This is a genomic window from Actinomycetospora sp. (genome assembly GCF_055612215.1).
This window is the reverse complement of the sequence record NZ_JBVPVA010000970.1, coordinates 1-3,888: the sequence shown is the minus strand read 5'-3', so window position 1 is coordinate 3,888 and position 3,888 is coordinate 1. Positions and strand designations below refer to the sequence as shown.

Annotated in this window: 2 protein-coding genes; both read left to right on the top strand. The window is 78.5% G+C overall.

Annotated features, from left to right (window positions below; all coding sequences use genetic code 11):
• The coding region (gene eccCb / locus AC0CYZ_RS26445) for a type VII secretion protein EccCb (RefSeq protein ID WP_472220904.1) at window positions 1-2,939 on the top strand (2,939 nt) is incomplete at its 5' end.
• Window positions 2,936-3,888, top strand: a 953-nt coding sequence (locus AC0CYZ_RS26440) for an Hsp70 family protein (protein WP_472220902.1), incomplete at its 3' end; no start/stop codon positions are given. The genes eccCb and AC0CYZ_RS26440, both read left to right, overlap by 4 nt.

Below are 3,888 nucleotides of genomic sequence, written 5' to 3'. Positions count from 1 at the left end.
AGGACCCCGCGGGCGGGGACCGGATCGGGGCGGGCAGCGGGAGCGCGCCCGGCGGGATCGAGTGGTTCGGGCGCCCGGACGGGCTGTCCGGACCGGAGGCCGAGGCGCTGGCCCGGCGGATCGCGCCCTGCTGGACGCCCGGCGCGGCGCGCGACGAGGCCGGCCCCTCGACGCCGGGCCTGCTCGAGCTGCTCGGCGTGGACGGCGACCCGGACACCTTCGACGTCGCCGCCGCCTGGCGGCCCCGCGCCGTGCACGAACGCCTGCGGGTGCCGTTCGGGATCGGCGAGGACGGCGAGCCGGTGGAGCTCGACCTCAAGGAGGCCGCGCAGGAGGGGATGGGCCCGCACGGGCTGTGCGTCGGCGCCACCGGTTCCGGTAAGTCCGAGCTGCTGCGCACCCTCGTCCTCGGCCTCGTCACGACGCACTCCTCGGCGGCGCTCAACCTGGTGCTCGTCGACTTCAAGGGCGGCGCCACCTTCGCCGGGCTCGCCGCGGCGCCGCACGTGGCCGCGGTGATCACCAACCTCGCCGACGACCTCGGGCTCGTCGACCGCATGCAGGACGCGCTGGCGGGGGAGATGAACCGGCGGCAGGAGCTGCTGCGCGCGGCCGGGAACCTCGCGAGCGTCGCGGACTACGAGCGCGCCCGGGAGCGCGGCGCGGACCTCGAGCCGCTGCCGGCGCTCTTCGTCGTGGTCGACGAGTTCTCCGAGCTGCTGCACCAGAAGCCCGACCTCGCCGACCTGTTCACCGCGATCGGCCGGCTGGGGCGCTCGCTGCAGATCCACCTGCTGCTCGCCTCGCAGCGCCTCGACGAGGGCCGGCTGCGCGGGCTCGACTCGCACCTGTCCTACCGGATCGGGCTGAAGACGTTCTCCGCCGCGGACTCCCGCGCCGTCCTCGGCGTGCCGGACGCCGCGTCGCTGCCCTCGGTGCCCGGCGTCGGCTACCTGCGCTCGGACACCTCGACGATGGTCCGCTTCACCGCCGGCTACGTCTCGGGGCCGTACCGCCGCGAGGCCCGGCCGCGGCCGGCGCCCCTGACCGGCGCCCGGACCGCCGCGCGCCCGCCGCGCCCCTTCCACGGCGGCTGGGTGGACCTGCCGCCCGCCCTGGCACCGGGGCCCGACGAGGACCCGGGCGCGCTCGCGGAGTCCGACACCACCGAGCCGAGCGTGCTCGACGCCGTCGTGGAGCGGCTGCGCGAGGCCGGCCCGCCCGCCCACGAGGTGTGGCTCCCGCCGCTGGAGGGGCCGACGGCGCTCGAGGCGCTCCTCCCGCCGCTGCACGAGACCCCCGACCGCGGGCTGTGCGCGCCCGGCTTCCCGGCCAACGGGTCGCTGCGCCTCCCGCTCGGGCTGGTCGACCGGCCCTACGAGCAGCGTCGGGACCTGCTGTGGGCCGACCTGGCCGGGGCGGCGGGCCACGTCGTGGTGGCCGGCGGGCCGCAGTCGGGGAAGTCGACGACGCTGCGCGCCCTCGTCACCGCGGCCGCGCTCACCCACACCCCCGCCGAGCTCGCCTTCCAGGTCGTCGACCTCGGGGGCGGCACGCTGGGCGGGCTCGCCGCGCTGCCCCACGTCGGGACCGTGGCCGGACGGGGCGACGCCGACCTGGTGCGCCGTGTGGTGGCCGAGGTGGCCGCCGTCCTCGCCGGCCGCGAGCGGTGGTTCCGCGAGCACGGCATCACCTCGGCCGCCGACCTGCGCGCCCGGCGCCGGCGCGGGGAGCGCGTCACCGGCGACGACGGGCTCGGCGACCTCGTCCTGGTCATCGACGGCTGGCACGCGTTCCGCGCCGACCACGAGGCGCTGGAGCCGACGATCATCTCGCTGGCGACGGCGGGCCTGTCCTACGGCGTGCACGTCGCCATCGCCGTGAGCCGCTGGGCCGAGCTCCGTCCCGCGCTGAAGGACCTGCTCGGGACCCGGGTGGAGCTGCGCCTCGGCGACCCCGGCGAGTCCGAGGTCGACCGCCGCGTCGCCGCCACCGTCCCGGCGGGCCGTCCCGGGCGGGGCCTGGCCCCCGACCGCCACCACGTGCTCGTCGCGCTCCCCGAGGACGACCCCGCGCCCGCGGTGGCGGCGGCCTGGCACGGCCCGACGGTGCCGCCGGTGCGGCTGCTGCCCGAGCGCATCGAGGTCACCGAGCTGCCGGGTCCCGGCGAGGGGGAGCGGCACCTGCTGCCGATCGGCGTGGACGAGGACCGGCTCGCCCCGGTCCTGCTCGACGTGTCCGCCGACCCGCACCTGGTGGTCTACGCCGACGGCGAGTCCGGCAAGACGGCGCTGCTGCGCCTGCTCGCCCACCAGGTGGTCACCCGCTACACCCCGCAGCAGGCCCGGCTGATGATCGTCGACTACCGTCGCGGCCTCCTCGGCGCGGTCGACTCGGAGCACCTCATCAGCTACACCTCGAGCGCGGAGGCGCTCACCGCGGCGGTCGCGGACCTGGTGGCGTCCCTGCGCAAGCGGCTGCCCGGTCCCGACGTCACCCCCGAGCAGCTGCGGGCCCGCTCCTGGTGGACCGGGCCGGAGGTGTTCCTGCTCGTCGACGACTACGACCTCGTCGCTGCTCCCTCGGGCAACCCGCTCGCCCCGCTCGTCGACCTGCTCGCGCAGGCCAAGGACGTCGGGCTGCACCTCGTGGTGGCCCGGCGGGCCGGGGGGTCGGCGCGGGCGATGTTCGAACCGGTGCTCATCCGGCTGCGCGAGCTCGCGACGCCGGGGCTGGTCGGCAACGGCAGCCGCGACGAGGGCCCGCTCGTCGGCGCCGCCCGGCCCGGCCCGCGTCCGCCGGGGCGCGCGGTGCTCGTCACCCGCCGCCACGGCGAGACCCTCGTGCAGCTGGCGTGGCGCGACCCCGACACCCCGATCCGGGCGGTCACGGGGCCTCCCGACGGCGCCGGTGACGCGGCCGGCGGCGATCCGCCGTGAGCGCTCCGCGCGTCGCGGTCGACCTCGGCGAGTTCGGCGTCGCGGCGGCCGTCGACGACGGGGGCGAGGTCACCGAGCTCGACCTCGAGCTCGCCGCCGTCCTGGCCCCCGACGACGGCGAGGCGCTCCTGACCGGCCACGAGGCCCGCCGGCGCGCGGCCGCCGACCCCTCCCGGTTCGAGCCCTCGCCGCGGCGCCACGTCGACGAGCCGACGCTCGTGCTCGGCACCCGCGTCGTCGGGGTCGGCGAGGCCCTCGGCGCCGTCTTCGCCGCCACCGTCGACCGCGCCGCGCCCGTCCTGCGCGGGGCCCGGCCGGCGACGCTGGTGCTCACGCACCCCGCCTCGTGGGGGGCGTCGCGGCGCGAGGTGCTCCGCCGCGCCGGGGCGGGGCTCGCCGCCGAGCTGGTGCTGGTGCCCGAGCCGGTCGCGGTGGCGGCGCACGTCGCGTGGATGCGTCCGTGGGGTGCGCCGGACGGGCCGGTCGCGGTGCTCGACGTCGGGACCCGCACGGCCCGGGCGGCCGTGGTGACGACCGGACCCGAGGCCGCCGTGCTCGCCGAGCGCTCCTCGGGGGCCTTCGGCGGTGACGACGCGGACGAGCTGCTGCTGCGCGCGGTCCTCGCCGCGCTCCCCGACGACGCCTCGGGCGCGGACCGGGTGCGGGCGGTGGTCACGGGGTCGACGCTGCCCGACCGGCGCCACCGCCAGGTGCTCGTCGAGGACGTGCGGGCCGCCCGCGAGCGCCTCTCCGACGCCGAGCAGGCCGAGATCCCGCTGCCGGGCGGCGCGCCCTCGGCGTGGTCCTCGCGGGGCGAGCTCGAGGACCTGCTGCGCGAGTCGTGCGAGGGGCTCGTCGCGCTGCTCACCCGGACCCTCGCCGACGCCGGGGTCGAGGCCACGGCGCTCGCGGGGCTCCGGCTGGTCGGGGGCTTCGCGCGGACGCCGCT